Below are 19,461 nucleotides of genomic sequence, written 5' to 3'. Positions count from 1 at the left end.
AAGGCCGTGAGCCATTTGGTAGAGCTTAGGTATCGATTGATTCGGCTAATTTGATCCGTCCCCGGAGCATATGCATCCATGGCAGCTACCCCGCTTGGCGAGGACTCGTACCCAGAACCACTCCAAACGCGCCAACGAGGCAATGCTGGATTGTGGCGAGTCATGGTGCTCGGCGTCAGTCTGGTGCTTATCGCCGCCGTGTTTTCGTTTTACGGCGAGCGCATACCTGCCGATGTGACGCTTACTTTCGTGGGTCTCTTGGCTGTTGCGGGGGTGTTTTGTCTGTTCGGGCTGGCCGCTGGTCTGTTCAAATTTGCCAATGGCGAAGAAAAGCGGACCGTCTCGCGGGCCGTTGTCGACAGTTTGCCTTATGGCGCGGTCGTTGCGGATCGGGACGGCAAGATTTCTTACGTCAATGCGCATTATGGCACCTTCGCGGGTGCGATCGTCGGTGGCGTTCCGGTGGGCGTGTCACGGTTGTTTGCGGGGCAGTCTGAGGCCAGCGAAGCGGTCTATCGGTTGTCTCGCGCTGCCAAGGATGGACGCAGCGCGATTGAGGATATTCGGCTGATCGGTGGATTGGGCGGATCACACACGGACGCAAGCCGTCCATTCTGGTATCGCGTCGCTGTCCGTCCGCTGCCGGACGTTGACGGTGGCACGAAGTCGCTATTGGTTTGGTCAGTCGAGGACATTACGCGGGACCGCGAGAACAATGAAAGTGCCTTTCGCGATCTGCAGCGCGCGATTGATTATCTTGATCATGCACCGGCAGGCTTCTTTTCATCTGACGCCCATGGGCGAATACAATATCTCAATTCCACTCTGAGTGATTGGCTGGGATATGATCTGGCCGAGTTCAACTCAGGGCAGCTAAGCCTTGGCGACATTGTGCGCGGTGACGGTGACAGCCTGCTGATGCGTGGTCGTGGCGACGGCGAAATCGGCACCGAAATCATCGACATTGATCTGGTGCGTCGCAATGGCACGGCGTTGCCTGTACGCCTGCTGCATCGCGCGGCCCGATTGGCCGAGGGCGAACTGGGCGAAACGCGTACACTGGTGCTCGACCAAAGCAGCGCACCCGATAGTGAAGAAGAACTACGCGCGGCCGAAGTCCGGTTCTCACGCTTTTTCAATGATACGCCATTTGCGATTGCGACGCTTGATACCAGTGGCCGGATTGTGCGTACCAACGCGCCGTTCAGCCGGATATTCAAATGGTCAGGCGAGCAGAAAAGCCTCGAACTGCAGCCGCTGGCCGACCTTATAGGGGAAGGGAGCCGCGAGCGGCTGGCACGGGCAATTGTTGATGCTGGTGCCCAGCAATCGGCCATCGAGCCGGTCGATGCACTATTGACCGCCGAAGGCGATCACGCTGTACGATTATACATTTCCGGATCGGAAATGAGCACCGGTTCGCCCGAGCGCGTCAATGTCTATGCCCTTGATATGACCGAGCAGCGCAAGTTGGAGGCCCAGTTTGCCCAAAGCCAGAAAATGCAAGCGGTCGGGCAATTGGCCGGTGGCGTTGCCCACGATTTCAACAATCTGCTGACCGCCATTATCGGGTTTTCCGATTTATTGTTGCTCAAACACAAGCCCGGGGATCCCTCCTTTTCGGAGTTGATGCAGATCAAGCAAAATGCCAATCGCGCCGCGGGGCTGACCCGGCAATTGCTGGCATTTTCGCGTCGGCAGACCTTGCGACCGCAGGTGCTCGAACTGTCCTTGATCGTTGATGATCTCACGGTACTGCTCAAACGCATGATCGGTGAGAAGATCAATCTCGGTGTCGAGCATGGGCGAAATATCTGGCCCGTCCGTGCCGATGTGGTCCAGGCTCGAGCAGGTCATTATCAATCTGGTTGTCAACGCGCGCGATGCCATGCCTGAGGGCGGGGCCATCAACATACGGACCAGCAATGTGACGGCTGCGGAAACCGAGACATTCAATTTCGAGGGCATGGTTGCTGCCGACTATGTTCTTATCGAGGTGCAGGACACCGGCACCGGCATGTCGACCGAGGTGCTGGACAAGATATTTGAGCCATTCTTTACAACCAAGGACCTTGGCAAGGGGACGGGGCTTGGATTGTCGACGGTTTATGGAATCGTCAAGCAGACAGAGGGCTTCATATATCCGGTGTCAGTTGTTGGTGCCGGTACGACATTCAAGATATTCCTGCCGCGTCATGTGTTGGCGGCGAGTGAAGTGGGATCAAAGGGCCCAGCGGCGGCACCAGTGCGTGACCTTACAGGGCATGAGCGCATCTTGCTGGTCGAGGATGAAGAGAGCGTACGCAATTTTTCCGCCATGGCTCTGCGCACCACCGGCTATGAGGTGTTTGAGGCGGACGGGGGTGAGGAAGCGCTTGAAATTCTCGAGGATGAGAATTTCGAGATCGACCTGATGGTATCAGACGTGCTGATGCCAGAGATGGATGGGCCGACGCTACTCAAGCATGTGCGCAAGAAAATGCCGACGCTCAAGGTGATATTCGTCTCGGGGTTCGCCGAAGACAGCGTTCGCCGCGATATCGAGGATGACCAGAGCGTGGAGTTCCTGTCCAAGCCCTATTCGCTTGATCAGATCAACTCCAAGGTCAAGGAAGTGTTGCAAGCCGCGTTGCGTGGCAGCCAGGACTGACGGCAACGCTTGCAGTGATCGCCCAAAGTTCTACGCGCTATTACCACGCGCTTGGTGCGGTCGGGGGCGACATTACATAATCGACGTCACCTGGATCTATAATGTCTAGCCGGGAACCGGTGTTCCTGGAGCGAGAAGCTTTTGCTCGAGGAGTGCTGACCAAAGCTCATCGGGAATTTCGGTATGCCACCAATCCAGAATACCATCCAGTTCACTCGGTGAGCGTGGACCCGGCAGGACATTGCACACCGCGGGGTGGGTCAGCGGGAACTGAAGCGCCGCAGCGGGCAGGGGCACGCCAAAATCATTACAAACCGCCTCAAGTCGGCGTACTTTTTCAACTACAGCGTCCGGTGCCTTGGCGTAGTTGAATGTCGTGCCGCCGACAAGAATACCGGAATTGAACGGCCCACCAATGACAACTGAGGTGTTGCGCTTGACGCAAGTGGTCAGAAACGGATCAAGAGAGGTTTGTTCAAGCAGGGTGTAGCGGCCGGCTAGCAGGAATACATCCCAGTCGCCAAGGCTCGAAGGCGTCCATGAGAACTTCCCACTCGTTGACCCCCAGACCAATCGCGGAAACCACACCACCGTCTCGAAGTTCACGCAATGCTTTGTAGCCGCCAGCCGCCAGTTGCTCCCAGAGCCTGCTTGTTAGCGTCGGCGCCATGGGTGGCAAAGCCGATGTCGTGAACGTAAAGAATATCGATCTTGTTGACGCCGAAACGTTGCAGGCTGTCTTCGAACGAACGCATGACGCCGTCATAGGAATAGTCATAGACTTCGTCGAATGGCAGCGGATCGACCCAGTTATGTGGTGACTTTCGATCGCCGTGGACGGGTGTCAGCAAGCGTCCGACCTTGGTGGAGAGGATGACGCCGTCGCGGCGTTGGCGCAGTACGTCGCCCGCCAGATGCTCGGCGCGCCCAAACCCATACTGGGGGGCCGCGTCAAAATAGTTGATGCCGCAATCAAGCGCGTGCTCCACCGTGGCGCGCCCCTGATCGGCGGGTACGGCTCCGCCAATGCCAGCAAGTGAGGCGCAACCGAGGCCCAACTCTGTCACCCGCAAATCTGTTTGCCCGACGCGGCGCTGTTTTAGCGATTGTTGGCTCATGCTTCGTCCCCTTGAAATCTATGCCACTACTGACATGTTAGTGCCACACGGTAAAGCGCCACCGGCAATTTTGAATTGGAAATTGGTTGCAGGGCCGCGATCCGTGCGCAACGCGTCCTTTAGATATGGAGTCCGAACGGGCGGGTGAGGTGTTGAGACTAGTAAATATTGCCAACTGTCACGGGGGTTTCCTGATCGATCCTGATCGGGTTGCGCAGCGCCGCACCGAACTGGCCTTCCTCAATTTCGAATATGTCGCCGGGTTGGGTCGAAACGCCGTCGGCAAAGCTCAGTGTGGCGGTGCCAAACATATGGATATGAACATCGCCAGGCGTGCGGAATAGGCTCATATTTGAAATGATGATATTCAAGATTGGCGATGGTGTGGCTCATATTGTCCTCGCCCGACAGGAACGGTTTTTCCCAAATCGTTTCACCGTTTCGTACGATTTTGGAGGTGCCCTCGATGTGAGCCGGCAGGTCGCCGACGCGAATTTCGGGACCAAACGAGCAAGCACGTAGCTTTGAGTGGGCCAAATACAGGTAATTAACCCGCTCCGTCACATGGTCGGAAAACTCATTGGCAATGGCGAAGCCCAGTCGGCGTGGTTGGCCATGTTGATCAATGACATAGATGCCGGCGATTTCGGGTTCTTCACCGGCGTCGAGTGCAAAGGCTGGTGACGGGATCGGATGGCCTGGTGCAATGACGCTGTAGCCGTTGCCTTTGTAGAACCATTCCGGCTGCACGCCTTTTTCGCCCTCGGCGGGCTTGCCATTTTCCAACCCCATGCGGAACATTTTCATTGTGTCGGTTTGCCCGGCTTCGTTCGTACCCGAGTTGGCCGTGTGCATGGCGTCACGGGTAGAGGCGGAGCCCAGGTGCGTAAGGCCAGTGCCCGTAACATAGAGATGGGCGGGATCAGGGTGGTCAATGGGCGAGAGCATGCGGCCTTCGGCCAGGATCAGATCGCGATCGACGGTGTCGCCCAGGCCCATTTCATCGATCAGCGCACCGAGCCCGGTGTCGTTCTGGAACGCGCTGACCGCCAGATCATAAACGCTGGATGCGTCGTTGAGACGACGTGCGTTTGCACCATCGACGACACCTACGGCGCGCTGACCGTTGGAATCAAGAAACTGGATGAGGTTCATGGCGGTGCTCCTGACGTGTGGATTGGGCGCCATAAAACGCAACATGTTAGTTGTGGGCAAGCGGAAAGTTCGATTTTGGCATCATACCTGCGACGGATTGTGAAACAGGAGGTGAGGTCGTATCTAGGGGCGACGCCAGCCCGGCGTGTTGGGGCAAACTATGGTTTTGGATAGCGTTGAAAGTGCAGTTGCAGCGATTGCAGCTGGTGAACTCGTCGTCGTGGTCGATGACACCGACCGTGAAAATGAGGGCGATCTCATAATGGCAGCAAGTCTGGCTACGCCAGAAAAAATTGCCTTCATGATCCGTCACACCAGCGGCATTATCTGTGTGCCGATGCCGGCAGCGCGCGCGGCGGCACTTAATCTTGAGCCGATGGTTGCCAACAATATCGATCCGTTCCGGACCGCGTTCACGGTGACGGTGGACTATCGGATCGGGATGACAACAGGGATCGCGGCGACTGAACGGGCGGCGACAATTCGCGCGCTGGCGGGCAGTAATAGCAGCGCCGGCGATTTTATTCGTCCGGGCCACATATTTCCCCTCGTGGCGCGCGAAGGGGGCGTGTTGGCCCGCTCTGGTCACACTGAAGCGGGTGTTGACCTAGCATGTCTGGCGGGGTTGGAAGCGGCTGGCGTTTTGGCGGAAGTTGTCAATGACGACGGCACGGTCAAACGACTGCCCGAACTCATCGAGTTTGCACGCACGCATGGGCTCAAGATCATATCCATCGAAGATTTGATCGCCTATCGGCTCGACAAGGAGCAATTTCTGCGGCGGGTGGCAGTGGTGCCAACCTTGGTCGCGGGTATGCAGGGGCAGGTCTACGCCTATGAAACGCCATTTGATCCGGTGCAACATGTGGCGCTTGTTATCGGGGAGGTTCAGGACCAATCCAATGTGCCGTGTCGAATTGTTCGTGAACAGCCATTGCGTGACGTTGTAGCGCGGGCGAATGCGGAGACGGATCAGATCACAAGGGCCGTATCCGAAATCAAAGGGCGTGGACGTTGCGGTGTTGTGTTGGTTTTGCGGGGTGTCCAGGCGGTCGATAGTGATATCGACGGGCGACGCGCGCCGCAGGAAGTGACACTGGATGGGCAGGGTGGCGAGTCGCACGGTAGCGCAATCAAGCGAATGTCAGGCTGGCGCGAGGTAGGGGTTGGCTCACAGATATTGCGTGATCTCGGGGTTCGTTCAATTGCGGTGATGACAACGTCAGAACGCCAATATGTCGGTCTGGGTGGATTCGGTATTGAAATCTCCGAGACAATTTTACTCAGTTAGCGGTCGAAAAGCGCTTGACAGGATGAAAACAAAATGAGAACAAACAGAGGACATTAAAAGCACGACTTGCTGCGGTACTGGCGCGTTGCATGGATACCCCGGGCGTGGAATAAGGAGAGAGAAATGGCTAACTCACCGCTTCGCGTTATCGACGGGGGATCAATGGACAAGGATAAGGCGCTTACGGCTGCACTCAGCCAGATCGAGCGCAGTTTCGGCAAAGGCTCGATCATGCGATTGGGGGAAGCTGCCTCGATCGAAGTCGAATCAATATCTACTGGCTCTCTGGGACTGGATATCGCGTTGGGTATCGGTGGGCTGCCCAAGGGACGAATCGTCGAGATATTTGGACCCGAAAGTTCCGGCAAGACGACCTTGGCGCTGCATGTGATTGCCGAGGCACAACGTGGTGGCGGCATTTGCGCCTTTGTGGATGCTGAACATGCGCTTGATCCGGTATATGCACGCAAGTTGGGCGTCAACGTTGATGATCTACTGATTTCGCAGCCGGATGCAGGTGAGCAGGCATTGGAAATCACCGACACACTCGTGCGCTCGGGCGCCATTGATGTGCTGGTGATCGACTCGGTGGCGGCGCTAACGCCGCGGGCGGAGCCTGGAAGGGGAAATGGGCGACAGCTTGCCCGGTTTGCAAGCGCGTTTGATGAGCCAGGCCATGCGCAAACTGACCGCCTCGATCGCAAAGTCGAAATGCATGGTCATTTTCATCAACCAGATCCGCATGAAGATCGGTGTGATGTTTGGCTCTCCTGAAACCACGACCGGGGGCAATGCGCTAAAGTTTTACGCTTCTGTACGCCTTGATATTCGCCGGATCGGGGCGATCAAGGATCGTGATGAGGTCGTTGGCAACCAAACCCGTGTCAAAGTGGTCAAGAACAAGCTGGCACCGCCGTTCCGTCAGGTTGAGTTTGACATCATGTATGGCGAGGGCATTTCCAAGGTCGGCGAGTTGATCGATCTTGGCGTCAAGAGTGGCATTGTCGAAAAGTCCGGTGCCTGGTTCTCCTATGATAGCCAACGGCTTGGGCAGGGACGTGACAACTCCAAGCAATTTTTGCGAGACAATCCGGCGATTTCGGCAACCATCGAGCAAGGTGTTCGAGAGAGCGCGGGGTTGCTGAGCGAAGTTTTGATTACTGAAGGCGGTACGCTGGCCACCGACGACGAATAGACCGGTCGACATTGTATAAAACTCGGGGTGTCAGGCAACTGGCGCCCCTTTTTTCTGTCCTGACGCATGTGGTTTGAATTGGTGGTGGGCAATGCTGGACATACCCAAGGGGCGCGCGATAGAAAGCCTGACCAATCAATGGGCGCAATCTCGGCGCCATTCCCGCGACGAAAGCCTTGTTATGACGAGCGTTAACGATATCCGGTCGAGTTTCCTCGATTATTTTGCCCGTGCCGGACATGAGCCGGTTGCGTCCAGTTCGCTGGTGCCGCGCAATGACCCGACCTTGATGTTCACCAATGCGGGAATGGTGCAGTTCAAAAATGTCTTTACGGGGCTGGAAAAGCGACCCTATTCAACTGCTGCCACGTCACAAAAATGCGTTCGGGCTGGGGGCAAACACAATGATCTGGACAATGTAGGCTTTACGGCACGCCACCACACATTTTTTGAAATGTTGGGGAATTTTTCCTTTGGCGATTATTTCAAGGAACAGGCCATCGAGCCTGGCCTGGGGACTGCTGACCAAAGAGTGGGGTCTGGAAAAAGATCGTTTATCGGTAACAGTTTACCACACTGATGAGGATGCGCGGGCGCTATGGAAGAAAATTGCCGGTTTGCCCGACGACAGGATCATTTCGATCGCGACCAACGACAATTTCTGGCAGATGGGCGACACTGGTCCATGTGGTCCCAGCTCCGAGATATTTTACGACCACGGCGATCACATCTGGGGCGGCCCTCCTGGTTCAGCAGAAGAAGACGGGGACCGCTTTATCGAGATATGGAATCTGGTCTTCATGCAGTTTGATCAGCAGTCCGGCGGAGTCCGCACCAATTTGCCGCGACCATCGATTGATACCGGCATGGGTCTGGAGCGTGTTGCTGCAGTTTTGCAGGGCGTGCACGACAATTATGATATTGATTTGTTCAAGGCGCTGATCGGGGCGGCCGCCCAGTTTACCGGTAGTGAAGCCAATGGCGATGGCATGACCAGCCAGCGGGTGATCGCGGATCATTTGCGGTCGATGTCCTTCTTGATCGCCGAGGGCGTGCTGCCATCAAATGAGGGGCGAGGCTATGTACTGCGCCGTATCATGCGCCGCGCGATGCGCCATGCCACGCTGCTTGGCGCCGATGAACAGGTCATACACAAGATGGTGCCCACGCTGGTGCGTGAAATGGGCCAGGCTTATCCCGAATTGGTACGGGGCGAGGCAATGATTGCCGAGACGGTACGATTGGAAGAGGGGCGGTTTCTCAAGACCTTGGGGCGTGGCCTACAAATATTGGCTGATGAAACCAGCAGTCTGGGTGAAGGCGACACATTAGCCGGCGGCACCGCGTTCAAGCTGTATGACACCTATGGCTTTCCGCTGGATCTGACGCAGGACGCATTGCGGACACGCGGCATCGCTGTTGACCAGCAAGGTTTCAACGACGCCATGTCACGCCAAAAGGCCGAGGCGCGCAAGAGTTGGTCGGGTTCAGGCGAGGCCAGCACGGATCATATCTGGTTCGGTCTGGCCGATAGTCTCGGACCGACTGAATTTCTGGGCTATGAAACCGAGGATGCCGAGGGTGAGGTCACTGCCCTCATTAATGATGGCGCGCTGGTCGATAAACTCGAAACCGGTGACGAGGGGTTTGTGGTCCTGAACCAAACGCCATTTTACGGCGAAAGCGGTGGTCAGGTTGGTGACCGCGGTCGATTTGCAGGTGAAGGGGTTGCTGCAGATGTGCTGGACACCCAGAAGCATCACGGCGTTTTTGCTCATAAGGTCAAAGTCACCAGCGGTCGGTTAATCAAAGGCGGAGCACTTGCCTTGCAGGTTGATCATGAACGGCGCGGCGCAATCCGATCCAACCACTCGGCGACCCACTTGTTGCACGAAGCGCTTCGGATGGTGCTGGGCGATCATGTCGCTCAAAAGGGGTCGATGGTATCGCCCGACCGACTACGTTTCGATTTCGTGCATACCAAGGCGGTTACCGAACAGGAGATGGCCGAGGTCGAGGACATCGCCAACGCGATCGTCCTGCAGAACACGCCGGTAGAAACACGTCTGATGGGCGTCGAGGAGGCCAAGGACTCGGGCGCGCGTGCCTTGTTCGGCGAGAAATATGGCGACGAGGTTCGGGTTGTTGCGATGGGAGAGCCAACCGGTAACGGATTGGGGTGGTCAGTTGAACTCTGTGGCGGCACTCATGTTCGGCGGACCGGTGACATCGGATCGATCAGCATTGTGGCCGAGAGCGCCGTGGGCGCCGGTGTTCGTCGAATTGAGGCGCTCACGGGTAACGCGGCGCGACATCGTGGTAACACAAACGTGGCAATTGTTAACGCGGCGGCTACGCTGTTGCGCAGCACCGGACAGGACGTTCTGGATCGGATCGGTTCGCTTCAAGAACAACTGAAAAAAGCCGACCGAGCACTTACCGAGGCGCGCCAAAAAATTGCCATGGGCGGTTCAAGCACCGAAAATGATGACGATAAGGCCATAATTAATGGCGTTGCGTTTGTCGGACGCGCTGTTGAAGGGTTGCAGCCTAAGGATCTGCGCGGGTTGGTTGATCAGACGAAAAGCCAAATTGGCTCGGGCGTAGTTGCCATTGTCGGGCTGACCGAGGACGGCAAGGCTGGTTTGGCCGTAGGGGTAACCAAGGATCTGACCGGGAAGTACTCGGCTGTCGATCTGGTTCGCGCGGGCTCTCAGGCACTTGGTGGGCAGGGTGGCGGCGGTCGGCCAGACATGGCGCAGGCGGGCGGTCCCGATGCGGGCAAGGCGGATGAGGCCCTGGCAGCTATTAGGGCACTGCTCTAACCGCTACTGACCGAGTCGATATGAGAAGACGCGGGCTTTCCAACGGGCCCGCGTTTTTCCGTTTATGACGTTGGTCATGCCCGTGGCCAAGACGATGAGCAGGCCTATGATTGCCAGGCGGTCTGGATATTCAGCATAGAGCACGGCACCAAATAATATGGCCCAGATCAGCTGGCTATATTGTATGGGGGCGACAACGCTGGCGGGGGTGATTTTGGTTGCGGCGATGATGATCAATTGCCCGGTGCCCCCAAATAAGCCGACCAACCCGATCATTAGCCACTGATGAGCCGTAGGGGCGGTAAATTCGTGCAGCATCATCGCGCCATTGAAGGCCAGCGAATAGAGCGTCGTAATCGCGATGATGCTGATGCGTTGTTCGATCGGGGCGATGTGGCGCAAGATGATGGCTGCGACGGCGCTGGACAGAGCGGCTGCCATCATCAATACGTGACCAAACTCCAGCGTGCGAAAGCCTGGCCGGATCACGAGCAGGACACCGAGAAAGCCCAGCGCCAGCATCGCCCAGCGGGTGGGCGTCATATGCTCTTTAAGAAAAAATACTGAGAGAACGGTAATCAGGATCGGCGAGGCGAAGGCGATCGCATAAACGTCAGCAAAGGGGATGTGGGTGAACGCGTACATGACGCAGGCTGTACTGGCGATGGCGCATAGTGCACGTAGCTGGATCAGAAATGGGTGACGCACCCGTAGCGCATGTCGCCACCGCTCACCACGGTTTGAGATGATCGCGGGAACCACGGCAAATGCTGTGGTAAAAAACGCCAGTTCGAAAACAGAAATTCCAGACCCGATGGCCTTGATTAGCGCATCGCTCACGCAAAATATCGCATAGGCAGCAAACGCAAGAATGACGCCGACAGGCATCGCATAATCCAGAAATGCAGGGAAACAGGCAGTAATTGTGGAACCATATCCTTTGAAGGGAGCGGCGTCGATAGGGTCCTCACAATATTGTCGGCCAACACACGCTTGGCGGCGCCAATCGCCAAGTTCTGGATGAATGCGTGGTTCATCAAAAGTTCAGGCGGTAAATGTTGTCACTTCCAAGTTGCGATGGGATTGATATTGTTCGCAATCGTTTTGGAGGACAAGCAATGGGACTGTTTCGAAATCTGATGATTGGCGTGCTGCTAATCATAGCGGCGGCCATGCCGAGTTTTGCGGCGGAGCGTGCCATCATCGTGCTGGATGGATCGGGTTCCATGTGGGCCCAAATTGACGGGAAAGCCCGGATTACGATTGCGCGTGAGACTCTTGCATCGGTGCTTAAAGATATTCCCGCCGATCTTGAACTTGGCTTCATGAGCCTATGGGCATCGGGAAAAGGGCAATTGTAGCGATATTGAGCTGATGGTTCCGCCGGGCCAGAACAACGCTGAAGCGATTACGACGGCCGCAAAATCCATTTCCCCAAAAGGCAAGACGCCCCTGTCAGCTGCTGTTCGCATGGCGGCGGAAACTTTGAAATATACCGAGGACAAGGCCACGGTCATATTAATTACCGACGGGTTGGAGACCTGCGACGTTGATCCCTGTGCCCTGGGAAGTGAGCCTTGAGGGCCAGGGCGTTGATTTTACGGCCCATGTTGTTGGATTTGGCTTGACCGATGAAGAAGGCAAGCAGGTTGCGTGCCTCGCGGAAAACACCGGCGGGCAGTATTTAGCGGCCAACGACGAGACGGGGCTGGCCAAGGCGCTGGAAACTACCGTGGCCGAGGCTGTAATCCCGGTTGCGCCTGAGCCAAAGCCCGAACCAAAACCAGCGCCGCTGGACTATAATTTCAAACCCAGCGCGTCCTTCATCGAAGGTGGTCCGGATATCGTCGATGATCAACGCATTGATCTGGTCTGGAAATGGTACACGGTGGCAGCAGATGGCGGTGAGGGCGAATATGTCGGCACCAATTATCATTCGGCATACCGGGGTATGCTGGATCCGGGGGACTATTTCGTCACTGCGACAATGGCCAATGCTTCAGTAAGCCAGAAGGTCACCATCAAGACTGGCAAGGTCGCTGAACCCCACTTTGTATTGAACGCGGCGATGATCAAGCTGCATCCACGACCGTTTGAGGGCGCAGACCTGGATAAGGGGGCAACCGTGACGCTCAAATGGGCAGGCGATCAGGCGACCAATTATGGCGACGTGAGTACGATTGTACCGGCGGGTGACATTGTTGCCGAGGTCAAGATCGGCGCGGCGGTGGTATCAGAAAACCTTACCGCCGTGGCAGGGGAAACCATCGACAAGGATATTGTTGTCGGTATCGGTCTGGCTCACATAGCGACGGAATATATCGAGGATATGGCGATCGACGATGATGTATTCCTTGAAATTTCCAAGGCCAAGAAATCGTTGGATGGTTCGCGCGAGAGTGTCGCTAGCGGCTATGGCGGGGAGCAGAGTTTTGAACTGCCGCCCGGCGATTATGTCGTCAGCTACAAGTTGGACGCGGCAGACGGCGAGAAACCGCTTTCGGTAACGGCCGGGGAACGAACCGATCTGATCGTAGTGATCGATGCTGGGGTTCTGGCGGTGACTGCGCCGGGCAACGATTTTGTTGAAATCTTTTATGCCAAGAAGGACATCAAAGGAAATCGCAAATCGGCGGCCGGTAATTATGGAAACCTTGAAACCACGCTGCCTGCTGGCGACTATATCGTGGTTCGCAAAGAGGTTGAGAAGCCGGTCAGCATTTCGGCCGGAGAGCGGAGCGAATTGAGTTTCGAATAGCTTGCTGGTCGGCCAAGTAAGAAGGCGGCGCAATGCGCCGCCGATGGCGGTCCAGAATCCGGCGCCTTCGAAGGCCATGGTGCCGCGGCAAATTTGGGAAACGAAAACGGCGCCAGTTTTGGCGCCGTTGGGTTGGCATAAGATGGCGGGTTGGTTGCAGCTAGAACGAGGCCTTCAGACCACCATTGACCGCGAAAACACTGCTGGTCCCCCATTGCTCGCCGGATGCATTGGTGCCGCCGACAAGTGTGCTGGCCGAAACGGCTCCGGTAAACTGCACAGATTTGGAGATATCGTAGCCGACGCCCAGCGTGACGCCATAACGATCAGTTTGACTGCCAGCCATCAACACGCCGCCAGCGCCGGGGGTCGAGGTCCCGCGGTCCCAAGTTACGAGGCCGAGGATGCTCAACTGTTCATTTATCGCGTGCCCAACACCGGCCGTTACCGTCCAGCCGTCGCGATAATCGAGATTTGACACCAGCGGCGCGCCAATAGTGTCGACCGTCAGTTTTTGCAGGGCATTCCAGTTCACCCATTTGACAGAGGCCAGCGCTAACCAGCCTGGCGCAATGCCGGTCTGCGCCTTCAGTTCGATTGATTGCGGCGTTTCGACGTTGGCGGTCGCGGCGCCGCCGTAAGCGGTGCCCGACAAGTCATATTTGACAGGGGAATTATAGATGGCGCTAACCCGCAAGGCAATTTCGGGGATCTCATAAGCGACACCAGCACGCCAGCCCGCCGACCAGCCGCTGATAGACACAGGCGTGCTCGTGGTCAGGGTGGTGGGAACATCGGCGTCGTAGCTGAGGTTCTGCGCGGATAGGCCGCCAATAACGCTGATAACGCCCGAGTCTGTTTGCATGCCAACGGCACAGGTAAGACCGGTATCGGTGGAGCGGATGGATTCATTGACCGCCTGTCCGGTGAGTGCTGCGTAAGCGTTGGTGCGCGCAGTGTTCGCACCAAAAGGATTCTGCACGCTCAGCAGGCAACTGGCCATGTCCAAAAAATCGGCCTTAAAGCCTGCATTGTAGTAGACGATGGAGGGTGTGGTGGCGACTACACCGGGTTGCACGCCCGCATTGGTTACATCCTTATTGATGTATACATAGGTGGCGGTGGCTTTGCTGGCGTAAGTCGCCGGATCAAACAGCGCGTCCCAGTCGTACCCGTTGGCTTCAAGCCCTCCGGCAAAAGCGCCACCAACCAATGGTAGGCTGGCAGCCAAACCAATCATTGCGGCCGTAATATTGCGGTGTGCTTTCAAAACATCCTCCATCCGCAAATTGCGTCAAATGCAATCCGGGTAAAGTCTCTGTCTAGCCTGCATGGTTGAGCGCCGAATCATCCCCGCGAAAGCTAGTTGGGATTAGTTAACCCAATATCAATTTGTTGTCAGCAGCTAATAAATAGCGAGCGTTTGGTAGATGAACGCTGCGTTATTCGCTGAAATGGCCCGCGAGTGCCCAGTTTGGGAACGCAGAAAAAGGCGCCTCACGTGAGGCGCCTTCAACATCGCGAAGCACTTCAACTATTCACGTGGACTTACGCCATTGCCTTGCGCAGGTTCTCGTCAATGGCGTCGAGGAAGCCCATGGTGGTAAGCCATGGCTGATCAGGACCAACGAGCAAGGACAGATCCTTGGTCATTTTGCCTTCCTGAATGGTCTCGACCACGACTTTTTCGAGGGTGGTGGCGAAATTTGCCAATTCGGCATTGTCGTCGAGTTTGGCGCGATGGGCCAAGCCGCGGGTCCACGCAAAGATCGAGGCTGTGGAATTGGTCGAGGTTTCCTTGCCCTGTTGATGCTGGCGATAGTGACGGGTCACGGTGCCGTGGGCGGCTTCGGCTTCTACGATTTTGCCATCGGGGGTAGTTAGAACCGAGGTCATGAGGCCGAGCGAACCAAAGCCCTGCGCCACGATGTCGGACTGAACGTCGCCATCATAATTCTTACAGGCCCATACATAACCGCCGCTCCATTTGAGGGCCGCGGCCACCATGTCGTCGATCAAGCGGTGTTCGTACCAAATCTTTTTGGCCTCAAATTTTTCCTTGAACTCGGCGTCGTAGATTTCCTGGAAAATGTCTTTGAAACGACCGTCATAGGTTTTGAGAATGGTGTTCTTGGTCGACAAATAGACCGGAACGCCACGCGCCAAACCATAGTTGAACGAGGAATAAGCGAAATCGCGGATCGAATCGTCAAGATTATACATTGCCATGGCAATGCCAGCGCTTGGGGCGTCGAACACCTCATGTTCAATCACTTCACCGTCGTCGCCGGTAAATTTAATGGTCAGCTTGCCCTTGCCGGGGAAGCGGAAATCGGTGGCGCGGTACTGATCGCCATAGGCATGACGGCCAACAATGATGGGCTGGGTCCAGCCGGGCACCAGGCGAGGGACATTTTCGCAAATGATCGGTTCGCGGAAAATCACGCCGCCAATGATATTGCGGATCGTGCCATTGGGCGAACGCCACATTTTTTTGAGTTTGAATTCTTCAACACGCTGTTCATCGGGGGTGATGGTGGCGCACTTGATACCGACGCCATGCTTCTGGATGGCCTTGGCGGCATCGATGGTAACCTGGTCATCGGTTGCATCGCGGTTCTCAACGGACAGGTCATAATATTCGATGGGCAGATCAAGATAGGGATGGATGAGCTTGTCTTTGATCGCCTGCCAGATAATCCGGGTCATCTCATCGCCGTCCAGATCCACGACCGGATTTGCGACCTTAATTTTGCTCATTGAACGCTCCCAAGTAGATTTATTGTGGCTGTAGCCATGTTCCGCGCCCCTATAGCACTACCAGATAAAAGCGCAAAGACCGCCTCGGCAAGGGGCCATGCCGGGTCGCGTTAGGCTCAGTGTCGAGAAGGCGTTGTGGGAGTAGCGTATTTGACGGCGTCTCAATACACGCCTATTTGCAGGACCGTACGGTGAGTTGCGCCAAACAGGAGACTTGAATGCTCATACCCGATAGTGCTGACCCTATTGTAGTCACTGGCATGGGCGTGGTGTCGCCGTTGGGCGTCGGCGTCAAAACCAACTGGGAACGGCTCATCGCGGGCAAAAGTGGCATCGTGCACAATGACAGGTTCGATACTACAGGCTACACGGCCCAAATTGCCGGGTTGGTGCCAGGCAAGGATCGTGACCCAGAAGGTTTTGACCCTCTCGTGGCCATTGACGCCAAAGACGTCAAGAAAATGGATTTGTTCATCCAATATGGATTGGTGGCTGCCGCTGAAGCGATAGCGCAGTCGGGATGGGCGCCCAAGACATTGGAAGAGCAAAACGCGACGGCCACTATCATCGGTTCGGGTGTCGGTGGATCGCCGGTCATGGCCAAATCCGCGCTACTGGTGGCTGAAAAAGGACCGCGTCGACTGTCTCCCTTTACCGTGCCGTCATTTCTCGCCAATCTCGCAGCCGGCTGGATTTCCATTCAATATGGATTCAAGGGACCGATTGGCGCGCCGGTTACCGCCTGTGCCGCATCGGCTCAGGCAATTGGTGATGGCATGAGGCTCATTTTGACCGGGGAAGCAGAAGTTGCCGTGGTGGGTGGTGCCGAGGGGTCGGTTGATCCGATTTCCCTGGGTGGCTTTGGCGCTGCACGAGCACTATCAACGGGCTATAACGACGACCCGACCAAGGCGTCGCGACCATTCGACGCCAAGCGTGACGGCTTCGTGTTGTCGGAAGGTTCGGCCATTTTGGTGATCGAGAAGCTCAGCCATGCCAAGGCGCGGGGCGCCACGCCACTGGCAATCCTGTCAGGCTATGGCACGTCGGCAGACGCCTATCATTTAACCTCCGGGTCACCCGACGGGGCGGGCGCCCAGGTGGCAATGCGAAATGCCCTGAAAATGGCTCAGTTGGCGCCCGCAGACATTGACTATGTGAATGCGCACAGCACCTCGACTGAAGTCGGTGATGCCGCGGAAATCGCAGGAATTTCGGCGATATTCTCGGGTCGTGGCAAAGATTTGGCGGTATCGGCGACAAAGTCGGCTACTGGGCATCTCCTTGGCGCCGCCGGTGCCATGGCGTCGATCATTTCCGTTGAGGCGTTGCGACACGCCATGGTGCCCGCGACGCTCAATCTGGATGAACCGGATGCAGATGCAGACCGATTTGATCTGATACCAAAGGTGGCCAAAGCCAAGGCGCTACGCCATGTGCTGGCGAATGCATTTGGTTTTGGCGGGGTTAATGCCGCCCTGGTGTTCAGCAAATTTGGCGACTGAGCCTATTTGGGTGGCAGAGTGGAGGTGAATGCCATTGCCAGATCAATCCAGGCAGTGAGGCGGTCGACTTCCTCGATCGCCTCGCTCGGAACAATAAGGAAACCACCCATTCGCTTTGAGGCGAAATCGACGAGGTCGGCGCCGGGCAGGGCACGGGCCGCGTCATCGTTATTTTTGCCAAGACGGACCATAAGCGCACCCTTGCTTGTGGCGCCCACAACCATATTACCGTTGAGCATGAAGCCAATGCCACCAAACATTTTTCGTTCGGTGATGCGCGGGTCCAAGGCGATGCGATCCCGAATACGGGCGGCGACTTCCTGGGTGAGTGTCATGTCTTGGGCCTGGGTTGAGGATAGGTGTGGTGTCGGGCGATTGCAGCGCCCATCGCGTCCCAATCGTGATGGCTGCGCGCAAAGATCTGATGTTGGGGCGAGAACCAGTCGGCATCTTGAGCAAAAACCCCTACCGGCAGCATAACAATGTCCGGTGCGCGGCTGGATTTGCCAAATATTGGGGTGCCGCAATTGGGGCAGAAGCTGCGTGAGACAGTGCCGCCGGATTCCGCCGTCAAATCATATGTTCTGACTGTCCCGGTTGTCGCTACGTCGCCAGCACGGACCATGGCAAGGCAGGAATGGCCGGTGCCGGATGCGCGCTGACAATCAAGGCATGAGCACACGAACATCGACAGGACTTCACCGCTAAATGTGAGGCTGACCTGTCCGCAGGCGCAGACAGCAGACGTGTTTAAATGCGGGCGCGGTGTACTGCTCATTGCGCTAAAGTCGCATGAGTATAAGCGCCAAGACAAGCGGCGGACTTGCAAATATGCGCGGCGTGGGCAAAGTGCGGCCAGGCGAGGACCCATGGCACTAGTACCAGACTATCCGATAAAAACCGCCCGGCTGCGATTGCGGCCGTTTACGCGTGGTGATGTCGATGCCGTATACGATTATCGTCGGCGTGACGACGTAGCTCTTTATCTGTTTGATGTGGCGCTTAGTCGCGATGAATGTGCGTTGGCGGTGCGGCAACGCATCTCGCAGGTGGCTCTTGCCCGCGAAGGTGACAAGATCATACTGGCGGTCGAACATAAGGACGACAAAAACCTGATCGGTGAAGTATCGTTGATCTGGCGCAGTCAGGAGGCACGACAAGTGGAGTTGGGGTGGATATTTCATCCCGACTGGCAGGGTCAAGGCTTTGCCAGCGAAGCAGGGGAAGTGCTTTTGAATCTGGCCTTTGAAGCTGGCGATATGCACCGGGCGACGGCACGATGCGGCACCAATAACGTAACGTCCTGGCGGCTGATGGAGCGGTTGGGCATGCGACGCGAGGCCCACTTTCGCGAGCACAAGCTGTTCAAGGGTAAATGGGACGAGGAGTATGTGTACGCCATTCTTCGGCGCGAGTGGCGGCTTAGCCGTCAACAGGAGCAATCTGTACCCATCAATCGCGCATAAATCAGCCGACGATGGGTACGATTTTCTATCGGCAGGGCAGGAACCCTGTGACTCGGCGCGCGTTGAGTTTGTGGGCTTGAACGGACGGCGGAGGGAAGTGGACGATGGCATCTTTGAAGTTACCGATTACAACCGACCAACTTGTTCTGACAGCGTTCGAGCGCGCTGACCTAGAGGCTTTGGGCAGCTACCTTTGCATGCGCGATGCTCAGCGATATATTGATGGCCTGGCGCGCGACAGGCAGGATGTTGAAGCGGTGCTTCGGCAGATGTGTGAACAGATAAATCTGCGTCGGCCAGGCGACACACTTACGCTAGCCATGCGGCGCAAGGACAATTTGGAGCTTGTGGGGCACACATGCTTGCGATGGTCAGACGCTACCGCTGGCCAGAGTGAGTTGCGGTTTATCCTGCACCCGAGACAGGCCGGCCGAGGGTACGCGCACGAAGCCATAAGCGCGATGCTCGACCTGGCATTTGACCACTACAACATTCATCGAGTTTTTGTACGGTGCGACGGGCGTAACCATCATTCCGCCAAGCTCCTGGAACAGCTCGGTTTGCGGCTTGAAGCGCATTATCGCGAGCACGCGCTCTTTCAGGGCGAGTGGGATGAAGAATTGCACTTCGCGATACTGGACCGTGAATGGCGGCCGTCGAGCAAGATCAGGCATTTCCCGCCACGGGTTCGCGTCGCCTGACATTGTAAATTTGCGTCGTAGGCAAATCTTAGGCTAT

16 protein-coding genes and 3 pseudogenes are annotated in these 19,461 nt (G+C 56.4%); 11 read left to right on the top strand and 8 right to left on the bottom strand.

What is annotated here, in order from left to right; all coding sequences use genetic code 11:
* Positions 1–78 precede the first annotated feature (78 nt).
* Together PSQ19_RS06715 and PSQ19_RS06710 are read left to right on the top strand one after the other, a co-directional pair.
* Positions 79–1,896, top strand: a complete 1,818-nt coding sequence (locus PSQ19_RS06715) for a PAS domain-containing protein (protein ID WP_282220127.1) — start codon at positions 79–81, stop codon at positions 1,894–1,896.
* A complete protein-coding gene (locus PSQ19_RS06710; protein WP_282220634.1) occupies positions 1,832–2,650 on the top strand; it encodes a response regulator in 819 nt (272 codons plus the stop codon). The genes PSQ19_RS06715 and PSQ19_RS06710 overlap by 65 nt, the downstream gene beginning before the upstream one ends.
* Positions 2,651–2,755: 105 nt before the next feature.
* On the opposite strand, the gene PSQ19_RS06705 is transcribed toward PSQ19_RS06710, so the two are convergent.
* The 3 genes and pseudogenes from PSQ19_RS06705 to araD1 all read right to left on the bottom strand — a co-directional run bounded on the left by PSQ19_RS06705 (position 2,756) and on the right by araD1 (position 4,923).
* On the bottom strand, positions 2,756–3,256 hold the full coding sequence (locus PSQ19_RS06705) for an aldo/keto reductase (RefSeq protein ID WP_282220126.1): 501 nt from the start codon (positions 3,254–3,256) through the stop codon (positions 2,756–2,758).
* Positions 3,253–3,768, bottom strand: a complete 516-nt coding sequence (locus PSQ19_RS06700; protein ID WP_282220125.1) for an aldo/keto reductase — start codon at positions 3,766–3,768, stop codon at positions 3,253–3,255. The genes PSQ19_RS06705 and PSQ19_RS06700 overlap by 4 nt, the downstream gene beginning before the upstream one ends.
* Positions 3,769–3,926: 158 nt before the next feature.
* Positions 3,927–4,923: pseudogene (araD1, locus tag PSQ19_RS06695) on the bottom strand (AraD1 family protein).
* A gap of 160 nt (positions 4,924–5,083) precedes the next feature.
* Between araD1 and ribB the strand changes: the two are divergent.
* The 3 genes and pseudogenes from ribB to alaS all read left to right on the top strand — a co-directional run bounded on the left by ribB (position 5,084) and on the right by alaS (position 10,234).
* On the top strand, positions 5,084–6,214 hold the full coding sequence (ribB, locus tag PSQ19_RS06690; protein WP_282220124.1) for a 3,4-dihydroxy-2-butanone-4-phosphate synthase: 1,131 nt from the start codon (positions 5,084–5,086) through the stop codon (positions 6,212–6,214).
* 123 nt (positions 6,215–6,337) lie between these two features.
* Positions 6,338–7,409 (top strand): annotated as a pseudogene (recA, locus tag PSQ19_RS06685) (recombinase RecA).
* Between the two features lie 181 nt (positions 7,410–7,590).
* Positions 7,591–10,234 (top strand): annotated as a pseudogene (gene alaS / locus PSQ19_RS06680) (alanine--tRNA ligase).
* A 3-nt stretch (positions 10,235–10,237) separates the two neighbouring features.
* Here alaS and PSQ19_RS06675 read toward each other — a convergent pair.
* A complete protein-coding gene (locus PSQ19_RS06675) occupies positions 10,238–11,122 on the bottom strand; it encodes a DMT family transporter (protein ID WP_282220123.1) in 885 nt (294 codons plus the stop codon).
* 230 nt (positions 11,123–11,352) lie between these two features.
* Here PSQ19_RS06675 and PSQ19_RS06670 point away from each other — a divergent pair, with 230 nt between their 5' ends.
* From PSQ19_RS06670 to PSQ19_RS06660, 3 genes are read left to right on the top strand one after another with little or no spacing between them, the layout of a single operon-like run.
* Entirely contained in the window at positions 11,353–11,595 is a 243-nt protein-coding gene (locus PSQ19_RS06670) for a vWA domain-containing protein (RefSeq protein WP_282220122.1), read from the top strand.
* Between the two features lie 13 nt (positions 11,596–11,608).
* Positions 11,609–11,815, top strand: a complete 207-nt coding sequence (locus tag PSQ19_RS06665) for a vWA domain-containing protein (protein WP_282220121.1) — start codon at positions 11,609–11,611, stop codon at positions 11,813–11,815.
* On the top strand, positions 11,784–12,992 hold the full coding sequence (locus tag PSQ19_RS06660) for a hypothetical protein (RefSeq protein WP_282220120.1): 1,209 nt from the start codon (positions 11,784–11,786) through the stop codon (positions 12,990–12,992). Before PSQ19_RS06665 ends, PSQ19_RS06660 begins: the two co-directional genes overlap by 32 nt.
* A gap of 160 nt (positions 12,993–13,152) precedes the next feature.
* Here the strand turns inward: PSQ19_RS06660 and PSQ19_RS06655 are convergent, their stop codons facing one another.
* Both PSQ19_RS06655 and PSQ19_RS06650 read right to left on the bottom strand, forming a co-directional pair.
* The gene (locus tag PSQ19_RS06655) at positions 13,153–14,262 is read right to left on the bottom strand and encodes an outer membrane protein transport protein (protein ID WP_282220119.1); all 1,110 of its coding nucleotides are present in this window, start codon (positions 14,260–14,262) and stop codon (positions 13,153–13,155) included.
* Positions 14,263–14,540: 278 nt separating this feature from the next.
* Positions 14,541–15,752 carry an NADP-dependent isocitrate dehydrogenase gene (locus PSQ19_RS06650; protein ID WP_282220118.1) on the bottom strand — a complete coding sequence of 404 codons (1,212 nt, stop codon included), beginning with the start codon at positions 15,750–15,752 and terminating at the stop codon, positions 14,541–14,543.
* A gap of 218 nt (positions 15,753–15,970) precedes the next feature.
* Here PSQ19_RS06650 and fabF point away from each other — a divergent pair, with 218 nt between their 5' ends.
* Entirely contained in the window at positions 15,971–17,257 is a 1,287-nt protein-coding gene (gene fabF, locus PSQ19_RS06645) for a beta-ketoacyl-ACP synthase II (protein WP_282220117.1), read from the top strand.
* A 2-nt stretch (positions 17,258–17,259) separates the two neighbouring features.
* Here the strand turns inward: fabF and PSQ19_RS06640 are convergent, their stop codons facing one another.
* Both PSQ19_RS06640 and PSQ19_RS19760 read right to left on the bottom strand, forming a co-directional pair.
* A complete protein-coding gene (locus PSQ19_RS06640; RefSeq protein WP_282220116.1) occupies positions 17,260–17,592 on the bottom strand; it encodes a TfoX/Sxy family protein in 333 nt (110 codons plus the stop codon).
* Positions 17,589–18,035, bottom strand: coding sequence for a GFA family protein (locus tag PSQ19_RS19760; RefSeq protein WP_456077517.1), 447 nt, complete (start codon positions 18,033–18,035; stop codon positions 17,589–17,591). The genes PSQ19_RS06640 and PSQ19_RS19760 overlap by 4 nt, the downstream gene beginning before the upstream one ends.
* Before the next feature lie 91 nt (positions 18,036–18,126).
* Here PSQ19_RS19760 and PSQ19_RS06635 point away from each other — a divergent pair, with 91 nt between their 5' ends.
* Entirely contained in the window at positions 18,127–18,723 is a 597-nt protein-coding gene (locus tag PSQ19_RS06635) for a GNAT family N-acetyltransferase (protein ID WP_282220115.1), read from the top strand.
* Between the two features lie 104 nt (positions 18,724–18,827).
* The gene (locus PSQ19_RS19755) at positions 18,828–19,424 is read left to right on the top strand and encodes a GNAT family N-acetyltransferase (protein ID WP_407649096.1); all 597 of its coding nucleotides are present in this window, start codon (positions 18,828–18,830) and stop codon (positions 19,422–19,424) included.
* Positions 19,425–19,461: the final 37 nt, after the last annotated feature.

It is taken from the genome of Devosia algicola, from assembly GCF_028816455.1.
Lineage (GTDB): Bacteria > Pseudomonadota > Alphaproteobacteria > Rhizobiales > Devosiaceae > Devosia > Devosia algicola.
Note: the sequence above shows the minus strand (reverse complement) of the source record. Positions and strands in the feature narration are given on the sequence as shown.